Below are 14,771 nucleotides of genomic sequence, written 5' to 3'. Positions count from 1 at the left end.
GTGATCGGGACGTACGGGGAAGGATGAATGGTCCTGCGCGGGGACCGCCGGATCGAACGGGCCGGCGGAGACCCGGCGTGGCCGGGGCCGGCTTCGGGCCGGTCGGCGCGGGTGCGTCCGTCTCAGGTCGAGCCGTAGACCTCGCGCACGTTGTCGCGGGGTGCCGGCCGGGTCTTGGCGGCCGGTCCCTCCGCGAAGGCCCGGAGCAGGTTCTCGGTGGTGCGGGTCACGAAGGCCCCGGTGCGCGCGTCCATGCCGTGGTTGCGGCCGTTCTCCCCCGTCCCGGCCATGAGGCCCTCGACCCACCGCATCGTCCCGGACGCGAAGACGCCGGCCCCGCTCGGCACCGTGTAGTACGCCGAATCGGAGTGGCTCCTCCTGCCGTTGCAGACCAGGGGGGAGTGGGCGATGATCTCGATCGGCGCGTCCGGAAGCGACCCCGGGGTGACACGGTCGTACTCGACGCCGACGAGATGGGCGAAGGAGTCGCCTCGCTTGACTCCGGTGCCCGCGAAGAGCCAGTGCCCGGCGTTGCGGACGGCATAGGGGGCGTTCACGGGATAGCCCTCGTAGAGGACCCCCGTCAAGGACGATTCCGGGTCGGGATCGGGTGCCTGGCGGAAGTCGGTGGTCCCCAGGGCGCCGTGGCGGGGATACAGGGGATCGTGGCGGTAGTCGGTCTTGTAGCAGACCACGGTGCGGTCCCCGTCCTCGAGCCTGATCCGGCGGAAGCAGGTGTTGGCGCCGAGGAAGGCGAGGTTGGTTCCGGCGTCGCGGGCCCGGGTCATGGACTGCCGCTGCTGGGGTGTCCAGTATTCGTCGTGGCCGAGCGTGACCGCGGACACGGCACCCCGCAGCACCGCCGGGTCGCGGTGGATGTCGACGCCGGTGGTGTACGCCAGCGGTATGCCCAGCCGCTCCGCGAGGACGACCACGGCCCACTCGTACACCAGGAACTTCTCGGCTCCGTCGCTGTCGTAGGGCCGGGCGAAGGAGACGGCCAGGGAACGCATCCCGTACGATCCGTCGTCGCCCTCGTAAAGGCTGTAGCCGCCCCACAGGTTGTACGCCTGCCAGGTCGCCGGCGCATGGATCAGCAGGGTCCTCCCCCTGGCCGTCGCCGAGCGGACGATCAGGGGGACGTACCGCTGGTGGCCGCTCGAAGCGTCGAGACGGAGCAGGTAGGCGCCCTCCGGCCAGCCGTCGGTGGGGACGAGGACCGTACGCTTCCAGCCCGCCCGTACCGTGCGCGTCCTGGGAACCAGATCCGGCTTTCTCTGGACGCGCCCGGCCACCCTGTCGGAGCGCCAGACCAGGCGGGCCTGCGCGCCTCTGTACCAGCCCATCCGGTACGCCGAGACACGGAACCCCGGCGCAGTGGTGGACACGTACAGCCCGAAGTCCTCCCCCGGCAGGACGCTCACCTTGTCGGTGTAGCCGAGAACGGCCTCGGGCGGACCCTTTGAACGGATGCGCCAGCCGGAGTCGCCCGGACGGGAAGCCTCGGACGGGCCGGCCGGTGCGTCCGGGTCGCCGCCGGACGCCGTGTCGCAGCCGGTCAGCGCCGTGCCCGCGGTCCAGACGCCGGCCGCCGCGGTCACCCCGAGGAACCGCCTGCGGTCCAGGCCTGTCCCGTCTCCGCCGCTTCCGGAGCGTTCCCGCTCCGCGTCCATCGGACCATCCATCGAAACCGTCCCATGTGCCGAAGGTCTCGCGTGCTCTCGCCGCAATGGTGAGCGGGCATCACGTCTCCCGCCACCGGGGAGAGGCCGATGCGCGGCCGGTGGCGACGAAGGCGGTGTGAACGGAACCGCGCGGTGGGCGGCACAGGCATCCGGGGCGAGGAGACGGGCGCGGGCCTCCTGATCACGGCCTTGCCCGACCCGCCGTGCGCTGCTGGAACCGGTACGGCCCCTTGTCGAGGCGGAACCATGAGGGGACGGCCGCCAGACAGGCGTGCATGGATGTGGGAGGTCATGGTGGCGGAGCATCCGGTGATCGGTTATCTGGTCTGGGCGGTTCTGTTCGGCGCCCTGTTCGCCTGGGAGGGCGTCGGCCTGCTGCGGGCCGACGACGCGTTCCCCACCCTCAGTGACACACTGCGCGCGGTCATGCGCCATCCGGTGGGGCGGTGGGCCCTGTTCGCGCTGTGGCTGTGGTTCGGCTGGCACGCTTTCGTCCGCGGGTGGCACTTCCTGCTCCGGGACGGACACTGAGGGGTGTGAAGATCAGTCCCGCACCGGAGGGAGGGACCCGCCCTGATCCCTCTGCATCTGAACGTCGCCCTCATGCTGGCCGGCTATCTGCTGGTCATGGGGTACCTGGCCCTCGGCCTGCGGGTCCTGCGCCGAGACACGGTACGGCCCGTGCCCACCGGCAAGCGGGGCTGGCCCGGTCTGATCCGCAAGGTGGTCGGCACCGCTGTCGGCGGCTACGTGCTGCTGATGGGCGTGGTGGTCGGCTACTACCAAGGCGTGGCGCGGGTGGGCGGCCATTTCCTGGCGAGCGCGTTCACCGGCTGCGCGCTGCTGATCGGGGCGACTCTGCCGGTCTTCCTCACCGCCTCCTGGCTGGCCGAGCGGTGGCACGCGCGGCCTTCCGGACGCGTCGACCGCCGGGGCGCCAAAGGGTGAGGTGGACGTTGCCCGGCTTCCAGGCCGGGGGCAGGTGCTCATCGAGCCGGACAGGGCGGTGTTTGCCAGAAGCGGAGAGAGAACGCCTTCGCCGGCACTGCCTGCGCCCCCGTCCACTGCCGCAGACCAGGTGGGGGGCGTGCCGCGGTGAGCAACTGGCGGCGGCGTCACGGCTCCTTCCCCAGCGCGTCGGCGGCACGGACGTCGGCCCTCCGTCGTCCCTGGCCGAGGTCGGGCAATGGCTGCGGGAGAACGGCGAACTCGGCACCATCGGCGGGCCGGCCGTGCAGCGCTGCCAGGTGGAACAGCTCCTCGGGACGGGCCGGCTGCGGCACGTCGAGATCCAGGTCGTCCCGCCACGGCCGCGCGACAGCCGTCCAGGGGCCGTTCCTGCCCCCGGACAGTCACGTCGTGTGCGCCGCGAAAGCCCGTCGACCCGTCAGGCGAAGCGGCTGTCAGCCGGCGTACCCACTGGCCCGGGCCGCTCCGCTCCCGCTCCACTCGCCGTCCGCTTCCCGGTCGGCTCGGCGCAGACGCACCTCGACGTGCCCGTCGAGGACCCGGGTGTCGAAGGCGGGCTGCGGCGCGGTGGCCGGACCGCGGACGTTCCAGCCGTCCGAGAGCCGGAAGACACTGCCGTGCCACGGGCACCGGACACATCCGTCGGCGACCGTGCCCTCGGACAGCGGACCGGCGAGATGGCTGCACCGCTCGGCCAGTGCGTGGATCACCCCGCCGGACTCCCGGACCACCAGGACCGGCACATCGTCCACGACACGCCGCACGGGCTGCCCGGCCGGGAACCCGGCCACCGCACCGACCCGGTGCCAGCCCTCCCGGACCACGTGCGCCACCTCTTCCGCATGGTTGGCCCCGGACGCCTGCCGGTAGGCCAGGTGGCCGCCCAGCATGCCGCCGAGCCCCACCGCCGTCAGCCCCAGCAAGCCGTACACCCGGCCGGCCCCCGTGCGCCCCCTGAGCCGGCAGGCGAGCGAGGTCGCGTACAGGCCCACGGCCGCCCCGTTCGCCACGGCGTGCACCAGCCCCACCCGCGCCTGCTCGCGGTGCAGCTCCGCCCAGTCGACGGCGCCCGCCAGCGCGGCGGGCGCGGCCGCGGCCAGGCCGACCCCGACGAGCAGTCCCGCCTCGCGGGAGCGGCCGGGCACGGTGTCCAGCACCGCCGCGGACAGCCAGCTCCCGACCGGCACCTGCACCATCAGCGGATGGAGCGGGTGCCCCAGCCATCTGCCGTGCAGCACGTCCCGTCCACGCCCCAGCGGCAGGGAGCGGACCGCCGACCGAAGAGCGTCGATCGCCGGGTCCGCCCGGGACGCCCGTTCCAGGCGGTCCAGCAGCGACAGCACTCGGTTCTGCCGCATCCGGCGGCGACGTGGCTTTGCAGTCATGGGCTCCGGGTCCCCACCTGCGCACATGACAAACGCGGGCGGGTCCCGGTGCCCGAGGCATGAACGACGGCCCGCCGGGGCGGGTGCCTCGGCGGGCCGTCCGTGTTTCAGGGTTTCAGGGCCGCTGTCGTCCCGTCGGCCGGGATCACCTCCGTCAGCTTTTCGACCAGTTCAGTGACGAGGCGTCAAAAGCGAGTGGTTTCCAGGCAGATGACTCTTCCCGGCACGACGAAGCAAACGTGACCTGGTGGTCCGGACGGGGCACGCCGTCCCTACACTCACGATCATGACCTCTGAAGCCACCCTCTCCGGGGCACCGGCCGGCGACACCGCCGAACCGGCCCTCTTCGCGACCATGTCCACCATGCGGGCCATGCGGCGCCTGCGGCCCGACCCGGTGCCCGACGAGCTCCTGGACCGGCTGATACAGGCGGCCGTCTGGGGCCCCAGCGGCGGCAACATGCAGCGGTACGAGTACGTCGTCGTCACCGACCCCGCGGTCATGGCCGACCTCGCCCCGCTGTGGAAGCGGTGCGTGGACGCCTACCTGGCCACGACCGGCAAGTACGCCCCCGCCGGCATGGACGAGGCCGCGTACGGACGCATGGTCGCCGCCATCGAGTACCAGCGCGACCACTTCGCCGAGACCCCGGCACTGATCATCCCCTGCTACCGGTTCCCGGAGCCGAGGATCGAGGAGGAGGGCATGCGGCGCTACGCCGAGGAGCTCGGCGCCGAGGGAACGGCACGCATGGGGCGGATCCAGGAACGTTTCGCCGCCCTCGCGGAGGGTTCCTGTGTCTACCCGGGCGTGCAGAACCTGCTGCTCGCCGCGCGGGGCCTGGGCCTGGCCGCCAACATCACCATCTGGCACCTGATGCTGGAGGAGGAGTGGAAGGCGGCCCTCGGCATTCCCGAGGACATGAACACCTTCGCGGCGATCCCGGTGGGGTGGCCGCGCGGCAGGTTCGGTCCGGTGAGCCGCCGTCCGGTCGAAGAGGTCGTGCACCGCAACCGCTGGTAGGCCACGGACACCGGGCCGCCACCGGGCCGGTGGCACAAGGCGCTCCCGCACCGTCCGCTCCGGCACCCGGGGCGGACGGTGCGGGCGGGCGGTCGCCTCACGCGTCGGTTGCCTCGGCACGAAGGGCGGCGTGCGTCAGGCCCGGTCGGGCGGCACATACCGGCCCGGGAGCGCAACCGGTCGGCGCCCGACGTCACTCGCGGGACGGACAGATGTCCCGCACGCGGCGCAGGCCGTGTTTCGAAGACCGGCCGAAGGGTGACTCCGAGACTGATGTGGACACCACGGTTCCCTGGTGAGGGTGGCTGTCCACGCCCGAAGACCGTCTCCCAGCAGGCCCGCCCCCCTCCCCCCAGAGGCCCATGTCCACCTCAGCCGCCGGCGTGATCCGGACCCGCGACGCCGCCGTACCGGAGCCGTCCCCGGCGCGACTCGACGCGCTGCTGCGCGAGCTCTCGGAGCACCCGCCGGGACTGCGGCGTGCCGCCCTTCGGGACCACGTCATCCGCCTGCTGCTGCCGATGGCCCACCGCGTCACACTCCGCTTCCGACGCCAGGGGGAGGAATTCGACGATCTCCTCCAGGTCGCGTCCCTGGGACTGATCAAGGCCGTCGACGGCTACGACCCCACCCTGGGCCACGCCTTCCTGTCGTACGCGCTTCCCACGGTCACCGGTGAGCTCCGGCGGCACCTGCGCGACCGCACGACCGCCGTACGGCTGCCCCGGCCCCTCCAGGAGGCGAGCGGCCAGATCTTCCAGGCCGTCGAGGAGCTCGAACAGCGGCTCGGCGGCTGCTCGCCCACCCCGGAGCAGATCGCCGAGCACACCGGGCTCGAGCGAGGCCGCGTGCTGGCCACACTGCGGGCGGTGCACGAATGCCGTCCGCGTTCCCTCGACGAGCCCACCGGGCACGACCAGGAGGCCTCGCTCGCCTGCCTGGTCGGTGCCGAGGACCCGGCGCTCGACCGGGTCCTCGACACCGTGTCCCTGGCTTCCTTGGTGAAGCGACTGCCGGAGCGTGACCGCCGGGTCCTCTACCTGCGTTTCTACCGGGAGCGCACCCAGCAGCAGATCGCGGATGCCGTCGGCGTCTCCCAGATGCAGGTGTCGCGCATTCTGAGGCGCTGTTTCGACCGGCTCCGCGAGGCTCTCCTGGCGAGCGAGCCGGGTGCGGGAGACGGCGAGGAGACGTGGGTGCGGGTCACCGGCCGGGCGGACCGGCCGGCGCGCTCGTCGTGCGGTCCCCGTGGCGCGGCAGAGCCGGTACGGCCCACGGACTCCGCCGGTCCGGCACGTCCGGCTCCCTGTCCCGCGGCCTCCGCGTACCCGGCGGCGGGCCCGGCCCCGGGTGTCGCGGTCGGTGCGGGGCGCCCGCTCCCGCCCGGCGGTGGGCACCCGGTCCAGCGGCGGTCCGGCTGCGCGCCGTGGCTGAGATTCCGCCGAGGAAGTGACGTCGACGTCTCCTTCGGCTCGCGGCGGCGCAGGTGCGCCGGTGCTGTGCCGCGCACCAGGAGGGCGCGGTCCCCTCCTGCCGCCGCGCGTACGAAGAGACAGCACGTTTCCCGCCCTCGGCCGCTGAGGCGGCATCACCACGCTCGCCTGCGGCCCCGCCCACCACGGCGGCTTCATCCAGGTTTGTCCCGCATGCCGCCAGGTGACACAGGCGCGTGTACGCGAGCCGACGAAGGAGCGCACCGTGAGGCGTCACCTGCGCACGCTCCGGCACGGATGGGAGTGGCTGGGTGCCCACATCCTGCTGCGGCGCGGCCGTGACCTGGAGCTGATGCACCGCGCCCTGGGGTTCGCCACGCTGGCACTGGTCACGCTGGCGCCCCTGCTCATCGTGGTCGCCGCCGCCGATCCGCTCGGGCGGGGCGGCTTCGCGGCCTGGCTCGCGGACGGCATGGGCCTGTCCGGCCGGTCCGCGCGTCTCCTCGCGGAGATCATCAGCCCGCCGCGCGAGGTGGTCGGCACCACCAGCGTGTGGGGCGGGCTGGCACTCGCCGTGTTCGGTGTCCCGTTCGGTGGGAGCATCCAGAACGGCTACGAGCGGATATGGAGCCTGCCTCCCGGGCCGTGGCACCGGATCTGGCGGCAGGCGACCTGGCTGTGCGTCCTGACCGCGTTCCTCTACCAGGAAGTGCTGACCCGCCACACCTTGCAAGGGCCTGAGCGGATCATCCTCTCGCTGGTGACCGGCGTCCTGTTCTTCTGGTGGGGGCAGCGCTTCCTGCTGGGCGGCCAGGTCCGCTGGTGGCACCTGCTGCCGGGTGCGATCGCCACCATGACGGGTCTGATCGGTCTGCGGGGCTTCTCCTACTTCGTCTTCACACCGCTGATCGTCGAGAACGCGATCAGCTACGGCACGGTCGGTGTCGTCCTCATCGTCGAGTCGTGGCTCATCGGCGTGGGGTTCGTCATCTTCGGCGGCTCCCTGTTCGGCCGGTGGCTCCTCGACCACCACGGGCACCGGTTCACCGACGACCTGCCCACGAGAGCCGGGACGGGACCGGCCGGCGACGACTGACGCGTACGGCACGTCGTACAGGGCGTCGGTGTGCAGGGCGTCGTCGTCCGGGGAGTCGGTGCCTCTTCCCGGCTGTCCCGGCGGATCACACGGGGGACATGCCGGCGAGTGCGGCCACCCGTGCCAGCGCGTCCCCCCGGAAGAGCTCCCGCCCGCGGGCGATCCGGCGGTCCCGGTACGCGCCGTCCGCCGACAACCGCCGCAGGGCGCGCAGCAAGGTGGTGGCGTCCGGAGCGAGCTCCGAGACGCCGAGCGCCGCCATCCGTCGCACGCCCTCCCTCCCGTGCCCGGGCAGCGGGCGGTAGCCCACCACGGGCAACCCGGAGGCGAGAGCCTGTACGGCGGTCTGACCGGCGGCGTTGTCGACCAGGACGCGGGCCGCACGCAGCAGGCCGGGCATGTCGGTGACCCAGTCCGGTACGAGCACGCCCGGAACCCCGGCCAGGCGGGCTCGCAGGCGTTCGTTCCGGCCGCACAGCACGACGGGGAGGAAACCGGCAGCGGTGAGCAGCCGAGCCGTCCCGTCCAGCGCCGAAGCCGCGCCCCAGGCTCCGGCGGACAGCACGACGGGCGGGCGCCCGGGGGCGTACCGCTCGAAGCGCAGTCGCCATGCCGCGGCCCCGGCGGCCGGCGCGAAGAAGCCGGGTGCCACGACCGGTCCGGTCGTCTCGACGGGCACCGTGGTGCTCCGGCCCACGTCCCGCGCGGCCTCGTCGGTGAGGCAGAGGTACAGGTCGTTGCCGGGATGGAGCCACTGCCGGTGGACGGCGAAATCGATCGCGAAGACGGCGCTCGGGGGCCGCAGGCGCCCACGGGCCCTCAGGTGACCGGTCAGCTGAGCGGCCAGATGGAAGACCGGGACGACCACGTCGGCGCCCGTCCGCTCCGCGAGATCCGTCAGACGGCCGCCCGCCAGCCGGGCGAGGGGGACGCCACTGGGGCGGCGGCGCGGACCGGGGCGGAACAGCGCGTGGTAAAGGCCCTCGTACGCCCAGGGGAAGTGCCGTACCGACGACTGGTAGAAGAGGCGCACCGCGGTGCCCAGGCCGTGCGGAAGCAACCGCAGGAGGTCCACGACCTGCGCGTCGTGGCCTCGTTCCCGGGCACGGCGGGCGAGTTCGCCGGCCACCGTGTCGTGGCCGGCACCCATGCTCGCGCTGACGATCAGCAGTCGCTGCCTGCCGTCCGCCGGCGCGTACCGGCGGGGTGCCGAGGACGGTGAGTGCACGGGGTGGTGGGTCTCCTTCCGCTGCGCCGGTGAAACATGCTCCCCCGCGTTTCGGCGGCCGGGCCCGGGATACTTCTCGGGTGCCCCCGCCGAACGCCGGGGGCGGCCGCGGGCAGCGGCTTCTCCGGGCGTTCTCCCTCGCAGCCAAGGTGCAGCCCATGTCTCACGCTTCTCGTGACGGCACAGCCGACGTGTCGTTCCCCCGGGCGTCCGTCGCCCCGGCCGACGCGGTGCCGGGGTCCCCGGCCGGCGGAGCCGGGCGTCCGGGCGCGGCGCTGGTGACCGGCGCCTCCTCGGGCATCGGCGCCGCCGTGGCCCGAACGCTCTCCGCGAAAGGGTGGCGTCTCGTCCTCAACGGGCGGGACGCGACGCGCCTCCACCGGGTCGCGGAACGGGCCCCGGCCTCGGTCTTCCCGGCGGATCTGACCCGGCCCGGCGCCGAGCGGCAGCTGACCCGGTTCGCCCTCGAGCACGCCGGTCGAGTGGATCTCCTGGTGGCCGGCGCCGGTATCGGCTGGGCCGGGGACTTCGGCGCCATGCCCCCGTCCGCCCTCGAGGAGGTCGTCGAGGTCGACCTCCTGGCCACGTTGCGCCTGGTCCGGCAGCTGGTGCCGCACATGGTGGAGGCGGGCTCCGGGCGTGTGGTGCTCATCGGGTCCGTCGCGGGGATGGTGGGCGTGCCGGGAGAGGCCGTGTACTCGGCGGCCAAGGCGGCGCTGGCCGTCTTCGCCGACGCCCTGCGGTACGAGCTGCGCGGCAGCGGCGTCGCGGTCAGCCTGGTGGTGCCGGGAGTGGTGGACACGCCATTCTTCGAACGGCGCGGCGTCCCCTACCGGCGGTCGTGGCCCGGGCCGGTGCCGCCCGAGCGGGTCGCCGACGCCGTGTGGAGCGCGGTCTCCCGGGGGCGGGACGAGGTCTACGTCCCCGGCTGGCTGCGTCTGCCCGTCCGGGTGCGCGGCGCGGCACCGGCCCTGTACCGGCGGCTCGCCACCGTGTTCGGCTGAGCGGTGGTACGGCGTGCTGGTCGTCGTCCTGGCCCTGCTGGCGGCACTGTCCAACGCCTCGTCCTCGGTGCTGCAGCGGCGGGCCGCGGCGGAGGAACCGGAGGGCGGCGCGGGGCTGCGCCAGGCCGCCCGCTGGCTCGGGCGTGTGCTGCTGCGACCCCATTGGGTGGCGGGCGCCGGGCTGCTCGCGCTGTCCACCGTTCTGCAGGCGGCGGCTCTGGGCAGGGGCAGTCTCGCGCTGGTCCAGCCGCTCATGGCCACCGAGTTGCTGTTCACCCTGGTCGTCGGCAGCGTGGTCTTCCACCGTCGTCCGGACCGCGGTATCTGGCTGGCGTTCGCCGCCCTGGCCCTCGGGCTGGCGATGTTCCTGACCTCGGCCGATCCGATCGTCGGCCGGTCCACGGCCTCCGCGGGGCTGTGGACGATGGCCGCGGGGGCGGCGCTGGGTGCCGTGACGGCGCTGGTGGTGACGGCCCGTGCGGTACGGGGCGCACCGCGCGCGGCGCTGCTGGGGCTGGCGTCCGCGATCTCGTTCGCCCTGACCGCGGCACTGCTCAAGGAGATGACCGGCAGGTTCCCGGACGGGCTGGGCGCCCTGCTGGCGTCGTGGCCTCCGTACGCCACCGCCGTCGCCGGAGCCGTCGCCTTTCTGTTGCTCCAGAGCGCGTTCCGGGCCGGGACGCTGGCGGCGTCCCAGCCCGCCCTGACCCTCGGTGACGCGCTGACGAGCGTGGTGCTGGGGTGGGCGCTGTTCGGGGAACAGATCATGCTCGGCGTGCGGGCGGCGCCCGCGGTGTTCGGCGTGATGCTCATGGGGGTGGGCGCCGCCGGGCTGGCCCGCGCCCCGTCGGTCTCCGGCAGCTGGGACGCGGCGTCGCAGCGCCCGGGTACCGACTCGGTCCGGCCGGTGCCGTAGGGATCCCGACCACCCCGAACACACGGCAAGGAGGCCCAGCCGATGCCCCCCTCTCCCGGTCGCTCCCCCGCCCGGCGCGCGGCGGCCGTGCTGACTCCGCTCGCCGCCGTCGCCGCGGCGCACATCGCCCCGGCGGCCACCTGGCTGCCCGTGGTGCGCCGCTGTTCGCCTGGCCTCGCCGGCGTCGGACATCCCGCCCACGTCGCGCTGACCTTCGACGACGGGCCCGATCCCGAGTCCACCCCGTGCTTCCTCGACGCGCTGGAGGCGATCGGGGTCCGGGCGACCTTCTTCGTCCTGGGCGACAGCGTCGTACGGCACCCCTCCGTGGTGCGTGAGACCGTCCGCCGCGGGCACGAACTGGCCGTGCACGGCTGGAGCCACGAGCACCCCTGGCGGCCGGCCCCGGCGGACGACGTGCGTGCCCTGCTGCGGGCGGCCGGCGCGGTCCGGGACCTGACGGGCCGGCGCCCCCGTTGGTACCGCCCGCCCTACGGCATCCTCACCTCCGGGCGCTGGGCGGCCGCTCGTACGGCGGGCCTGCGGCCGGTGCTGTGGACCGTCTGGGGCAGGGACTGGACGGCCGAGGCCACCCCGGCGTCGGTGCGCTCGGCCGTCGCGGCCGGTCTGCGCGGCGGCGGCACCGTCCTCCTGCACGACACGGACAGGATGTCGGCCCCGGCCTGCTGGCGGGCCGCGCTCGGCGCCCTGCCCGGCATCGTGGACGACTGCCGCGACACGGGCCTGTCGGTCGGCCCGCTCGCCGAACACGGGGTGCCCCCGCCGTGCCCCGGCTCCGGTGAGCGGATGCCGGAGCCCGGGGGCTGACCGTGCGGGCAGACGGTCGCCCCCGCGTCACGGCCGTCGGCCGACTCGCCGCGACGGGCGCGGGCGCGCTGGTGCGGCCACGATCGGCCATAGAGGGACAATCGGGGCGAACCCAGGGAGGAACGATGGTGGGCACGGACGGACGGCAGGGACGGCAGGAAACAGAACGGTTGCACTGTCTGGTCACCGGGGCGTCCGGGTACATCGGCGGTCGTCTGGTACCCGAACTGCTGGAGGCCGGCCATCGCGTCCGTTGCCTGGCCCGTTCCCCGGACAAACTCCGTGACCATCCCTGGGCGGGGGACGTCGAGACGGTGCGGGGCGACGTCACGGACGCGGACTCGGTCGCCACGGCCATGCACGGGATCGACGTCGCGTACTACCTGGTGCACGCCCTCGCAGGCGGTTCCGGCTTCGAGGAGACCGACCGCCGTGCGGCCCGTGTCTTCGCCGAGCAGGCGCACGCCGCCGGCGTGCGGCGGATCGTCTACCTGGGCGGGCTCACCCCACCGGACGTGCCCGAAGGGTCGCTCTCCCCTCATCTGCGCTCGCGGGCCGAGGTCGGGCGCATCTTCCTCGACGCCCCGGTGCCCGCCACCGTGCTGCGGGCGGCGGTCGTCATCGGCTCGGGGTCGGCCTCCTTCGAGATGCTGCGCTATCTGACCGAGCGGCTGCCGGTCATGGTGACCCCCCGTTGGGTGCACACCCGGACCCAGCCCATCGGGGTACGGGACGTACTGCGCTACCTCGTCGGCTCGGCCACCATGCCGGACGACGTCGACCGGGCGTTCGACATCGGCGGGCCGGACGTCCTCACGTACCAGGAGATGATGCGCCGTTACGCCACCGTCGGCGGGCTGCGGCGGCGGCTCATCGTGCCGGTGCCGGTCCTCACCCCGAGGCTGTCCAGTCTGTGGATCGGCCTGGTCACCCCGGTGCCCGCCTCCATCGCCCGGCCGCTGACGGAGTCGCTGCGGCACGAGGTGGTCTGCCAGGAGCACGACATCGCCCGGTACGTGCCCGACACCCCGGGCCGGCCGCTGCCGTTCGGCGAGGCGCTGGCGCTGGCCCTGCGACGGGTACGGGAAGCACAGGTGGCCACCCGTTGGTCGTCGGCGTCCGTACCGGGGGCCCCGAGCGATCCGCTGCCCACCGACCCGGACTGGGCCGGCGGCAGCCTCTACCAGGACGAACGGCAACTGCCGGTCGACGCGTCACGCGAGGCGCTGTGGAAGGTGATCGAGGGCATCGGCGGCGACAACGGCTGGTACTCCTTCCCGCTCGCCTGGGCGGTCAGGGGCTGGCTGGACCGGTTCGTCGGCGGGGTCGGGCTGCGGCGCGGACGACGCGACGCCGAGCACCTGCGGGCCGGGGACTCACTGGACTTCTGGCGGGTGGAGGAGATCGAGCCCGGGCGGCTGCTGCGGCTACGGGCGGAGATGCGACTGCCGGGCCTGGCGTGGCTGGAGATGTACGCCGAGACGGACGCGGGGGGCCGCACCCGCTACCGGCAGCGCGCGCTGTTCCACCCACGCGGTCTGCCGGGCCACGCCTACTGGTGGTCCGTCGCCCCCTTCCACGCCGTCGTCTTCGGCGGCATGGCCCGCAACATCACCCAGGCCGCGGTCAAGGGCATGAGCGCGCGCGGGGCCGGATCCCCGCCGCCCGCGTCCGGCACTCCCCCGCCGGGCGGAACGTCCGGAAGCAGCACCCACAGCACCGCTTCACGACACCAGGAGTGACGCCATGACCGTCGCGGTCGTCCTGTTCACCTCGGACCTGCGTCTGCACGACCATCCCCCGCTGCGCGCCGCCCTCGCGGCGGCGGACGAGGTGGTGCCGCTGTTCGTACGCGACCCGGGTGTCCGTGCGGCCGGCTTCGACGCGCCCAACCGCAGCGCCTTCCTCGCCGACTGCCTGGCCGACCTCGACGCCTCACTGCGTCGGCGCGGCGGTCGGCTGGTGGTGCGTACGGGGCCGGTCGTGCGGGAGGTCCGCGCGCTCGCCGCGGAGTGCCGAGCCTTTGAGGTGCACATGGCCGCCGGGGTCACCGGATACGCCCAGCGCCGGGAGGAGCGGCTGCGCGAGGAACTCGGCGACCACGGCGTGGCACTGCGCGTGCACGACGGCGTGATCACCGCTGTGGGCGCGGGGACCGTGACTCCGACCGGCTCCGATCACTACGCCGTGTTCACGCCCTACTTCCGCCGCTGGTCACGAGAGCGGCTGCGGGACACCTGTCCGACGCCGCGCACCGTGCGCGTCCCGGAGGCGGTGCGCGGCGATCCGCTGCCGTCCCGTGACGGGCTGTCCGGCGTCTCCCCGGACCTGCCGTCCGGCGGGGAGAAGCGGGGGCGTGAGCGGTTCTCCCGGTGGGCCCGCGAGGACCTGTCCGGGTACGAGGACCACCACGACGACCTGGCGGGCGACGCGACCTCCCGGCTGTCGCCGTACCTGCACTTCGGAGCCCTCTCGCCGGTGGAACTCGTCCGGCGGGCCCGCGCGCACGGCGGGCCCGGGGCGGACGCGTTCGTACGCCAGTTGTGCTGGCGCGACTTCCACCACCAGGTACTGGCGGCACGGCCGGCGGCGTCCGCCCGGGACTACCGCACCCGGCACGACCGGTGGCGCACCGAGGAGGAGGCGTCCGAGGACATCGCCGCGTGGCGGGAGGGCCGTACCGGTTATCCGGTCGTCGACGCGGCGATGCGCCAACTGCGCCACGAGGGCTGGATGCACAACCGGGCACGCCTGCTGGCAGCCAGTTTTCTGGCCAAGACCCTGTATGTGGACTGGCGGATCGGCGCCCGGCACTTCCTCGACCTGCTCGTGGACGGCGACATCGTCAACAACCAGCTCAACTGGCAGTGGGTCGCCGGAACCGGCACCGACACCCGCCCCCACCGCGTGCTCAACCCGGTCGCGCAGGGCAGGCGCTTCGACCCGCGGGGAGCGTACGTACGCCGCTGGGTTCCGGAACTACGGGACGTGGCGGGCGAGCACATCCATGAACCGTGGCGGCTGCCCGGGCGTGAACGCGCGCGCCTGGACTACCCCGGGCCGCTGATCGACCTCGCGGACGGCCTGGCACGGTTCAAGCACGCACGCGGCCGGTACTGAGGAAGGAGAGGAAGGAAACGTCGTGCCCGGCTCGCACGGCCGGGATGCGAGCCGGGCACGACAGCCCATGCCGCCCCGCGGAC

Annotated in this window: 14 protein-coding genes; 10 read left to right on the top strand and 4 right to left on the bottom strand. The window is 73.8% G+C overall.

The window, feature by feature from the left end; genetic code table 11:
* Positions 1-122 precede the first annotated feature (122 nt).
* Positions 123-1,673 (bottom strand): N,N-dimethylformamidase beta subunit family domain-containing protein, encoded by a 1,551-nt coding sequence (locus DIZ27_RS10855; RefSeq protein ID WP_258308325.1) that lies wholly within the window; start codon positions 1,671-1,673, stop codon positions 123-125.
* A gap of 291 nt (positions 1,674-1,964) precedes the next feature.
* Here DIZ27_RS10855 and DIZ27_RS10850 point away from each other — a divergent pair, with 291 nt between their 5' ends.
* Both DIZ27_RS10850 and DIZ27_RS10845 read left to right on the top strand, forming a co-directional pair.
* On the top strand, positions 1,965-2,216 hold the full coding sequence (locus DIZ27_RS10850; protein ID WP_109378140.1) for a DUF6186 family protein: 252 nt from the start codon (positions 1,965-1,967) through the stop codon (positions 2,214-2,216).
* Between the two features lie 72 nt (positions 2,217-2,288).
* Positions 2,289-2,633 (top strand): DUF6256 family protein, encoded by a 345-nt coding sequence (locus tag DIZ27_RS10845; protein ID WP_109378139.1) that lies wholly within the window; start codon positions 2,289-2,291, stop codon positions 2,631-2,633.
* A 167-nt stretch (positions 2,634-2,800) separates the two neighbouring features.
* Here the strand turns inward: DIZ27_RS10845 and DIZ27_RS45650 are convergent, their stop codons facing one another.
* Positions 2,801-2,968 (bottom strand): hypothetical protein, encoded by a 168-nt coding sequence (locus DIZ27_RS45650; protein WP_181383475.1) that lies wholly within the window; start codon positions 2,966-2,968, stop codon positions 2,801-2,803.
* Between the two features lie 120 nt (positions 2,969-3,088).
* On the bottom strand, positions 3,089-4,039 hold the full coding sequence (locus DIZ27_RS10840) for a Rieske (2Fe-2S) protein (RefSeq protein ID WP_258308324.1): 951 nt from the start codon (positions 4,037-4,039) through the stop codon (positions 3,089-3,091).
* 286 nt (positions 4,040-4,325) lie between these two features.
* On the opposite strand from DIZ27_RS10840, the gene DIZ27_RS10835 reads away from it, so the two are divergent.
* The 3 genes from DIZ27_RS10835 (at position 4,326) to DIZ27_RS10825 (ending at position 7,592) form a co-directional block, all read left to right on the top strand.
* Positions 4,326-5,063 (top strand): nitroreductase family protein, encoded by a 738-nt coding sequence (locus DIZ27_RS10835; protein WP_109378137.1) that lies wholly within the window; start codon positions 4,326-4,328, stop codon positions 5,061-5,063.
* A gap of 362 nt (positions 5,064-5,425) precedes the next feature.
* Positions 5,426-6,838 carry a sigma-70 family RNA polymerase sigma factor gene (locus DIZ27_RS48415; RefSeq protein WP_109378136.1) on the top strand — a complete coding sequence of 471 codons (1,413 nt, stop codon included), beginning with the start codon at positions 5,426-5,428 and terminating at the stop codon, positions 6,836-6,838.
* Positions 6,762-7,592 (top strand): ribonuclease BN, encoded by an 831-nt coding sequence (locus tag DIZ27_RS10825; RefSeq protein WP_109378135.1) that lies wholly within the window; start codon positions 6,762-6,764, stop codon positions 7,590-7,592. The genes DIZ27_RS48415 and DIZ27_RS10825 overlap by 77 nt, the downstream gene beginning before the upstream one ends.
* 85 nt (positions 7,593-7,677) lie before the next feature.
* Here the strand turns inward: DIZ27_RS10825 and DIZ27_RS10820 are convergent, their stop codons facing one another.
* Positions 7,678-8,742: a galactosyldiacylglycerol synthase gene (locus tag DIZ27_RS10820; RefSeq protein WP_109378258.1), complete on the bottom strand. Its 1,065-nt coding sequence runs from the start codon at positions 8,740-8,742 to the stop codon at positions 7,678-7,680.
* 236 nt (positions 8,743-8,978) lie between these two features.
* Here DIZ27_RS10820 and DIZ27_RS10815 point away from each other — a divergent pair, with 236 nt between their 5' ends.
* From DIZ27_RS10815 to DIZ27_RS10795, 5 genes are all read left to right on the top strand, one after another.
* Positions 8,979-9,824, top strand: a complete 846-nt coding sequence (locus DIZ27_RS10815) for an SDR family oxidoreductase (RefSeq protein WP_109378257.1) — start codon at positions 8,979-8,981, stop codon at positions 9,822-9,824.
* Between the two features lie 13 nt (positions 9,825-9,837).
* The gene (locus DIZ27_RS10810; RefSeq protein WP_109378134.1) at positions 9,838-10,740 is read left to right on the top strand and encodes a DMT family transporter; all 903 of its coding nucleotides are present in this window, start codon (positions 9,838-9,840) and stop codon (positions 10,738-10,740) included.
* 42 nt (positions 10,741-10,782) lie between these two features.
* A complete protein-coding gene (locus tag DIZ27_RS10805) occupies positions 10,783-11,568 on the top strand; it encodes a polysaccharide deacetylase family protein (RefSeq protein WP_109378133.1) in 786 nt (261 codons plus the stop codon).
* A gap of 125 nt (positions 11,569-11,693) precedes the next feature.
* Positions 11,694-13,310 carry an SDR family oxidoreductase gene (locus tag DIZ27_RS10800; RefSeq protein ID WP_109378132.1) on the top strand — a complete coding sequence of 539 codons (1,617 nt, stop codon included), beginning with the start codon at positions 11,694-11,696 and terminating at the stop codon, positions 13,308-13,310.
* 4 nt (positions 13,311-13,314) lie between these two features.
* Entirely contained in the window at positions 13,315-14,688 is a 1,374-nt protein-coding gene (locus DIZ27_RS10795) for a deoxyribodipyrimidine photo-lyase (RefSeq protein WP_109378131.1), read from the top strand.
* Positions 14,689-14,771: the final 83 nt, after the last annotated feature.

Source organism: Streptomyces sp. NWU339, from assembly GCF_003143855.1.
Taxonomy (GTDB): domain Bacteria; phylum Actinomycetota; class Actinomycetes; order Streptomycetales; family Streptomycetaceae; genus Streptomyces.
This window is presented reverse-complemented; position numbering and strand designations above follow the sequence as displayed.

What these genes read in the sequence shown, in the direction of transcription:
- DIZ27_RS10855 (WP_258308325.1), bottom strand. Translation starts at nt 1,673, where the DNA reads ATGGACGCGGAGCGGGAACGCTCCGGAAGCGGCGGAGACGGGACAGGC.
- DIZ27_RS10850 (WP_109378140.1), top strand. Translation starts at nt 1,965, where the DNA reads ATGTGGGAGGTCATGGTGGCGGAGCATCCGGTGATCGGTTATCTGGTC.
- DIZ27_RS10845 (WP_109378139.1), top strand. Translation starts at nt 2,289, where the DNA reads ATGCTGGCCGGCTATCTGCTGGTCATGGGGTACCTGGCCCTCGGCCTG.
- DIZ27_RS10840 (WP_258308324.1), bottom strand. Translation starts at nt 4,039, where the DNA reads ATGACTGCAAAGCCACGTCGCCGCCGGATGCGGCAGAACCGAGTGCTG.
- DIZ27_RS10835 (WP_109378137.1), top strand. Translation starts at nt 4,326, where the DNA reads ATGACCTCTGAAGCCACCCTCTCCGGGGCACCGGCCGGCGACACCGCC.
- DIZ27_RS48415 (WP_109378136.1), top strand. Translation starts at nt 5,426, where the DNA reads ATGTCCACCTCAGCCGCCGGCGTGATCCGGACCCGCGACGCCGCCGTA.
- DIZ27_RS10820 (WP_109378258.1), bottom strand. Translation starts at nt 8,742, where the DNA reads ATGGGTGCCGGCCACGACACGGTGGCCGGCGAACTCGCCCGCCGTGCC.
- DIZ27_RS10815 (WP_109378257.1), top strand. Translation starts at nt 8,979, where the DNA reads ATGTCTCACGCTTCTCGTGACGGCACAGCCGACGTGTCGTTCCCCCGG.
- DIZ27_RS10805 (WP_109378133.1), top strand. Translation starts at nt 10,783, where the DNA reads ATGCCCCCCTCTCCCGGTCGCTCCCCCGCCCGGCGCGCGGCGGCCGTG.
- DIZ27_RS10800 (WP_109378132.1), top strand. Translation starts at nt 11,694, where the DNA reads ATGGTGGGCACGGACGGACGGCAGGGACGGCAGGAAACAGAACGGTTG.
- DIZ27_RS10795 (WP_109378131.1), top strand. Translation starts at nt 13,315, where the DNA reads ATGACCGTCGCGGTCGTCCTGTTCACCTCGGACCTGCGTCTGCACGAC.